Raw genomic sequence first — 253 nt, 5'->3', positions numbered from 1 at the left:
CGTCAAGGTGCAGGAATTCGCCCTGCGTAACGGCTGCCCGGTGATCGGCATCAACGACGGCGGCGGGGCCCGCATCCAGGAAGGCGTGGCCTCGCTGGCCATGTTCGCGGACATCTTCCGCAACAATGTTGCCGCGTCCGGCGTTGTGCCCCAGATCTCGCTGATCATGGGCCCGTGCGCGGGCGGCGCCGCCTACTCCCCCGCGCTGACGGACTTTGTGGTGATGGTGGATAAGACCAGCCACATGTTCATC

The 253-nt window shown here is 65.6% G+C and carries 1 protein-coding gene; it reads left to right on the top strand.

All coding sequences use genetic code 11. The features are described 5' to 3' along the window. A partial coding sequence (locus tag AC5RWD_RS23375; RefSeq protein WP_494022288.1) for a carboxyl transferase domain-containing protein occupies positions 1-253 on the top strand: 253 nt, incomplete at both ends.

The organism is Arthrobacter sp. CMU6 (assembly GCF_059090205.1).
This window is presented reverse-complemented; position numbering and strand designations above follow the sequence as displayed.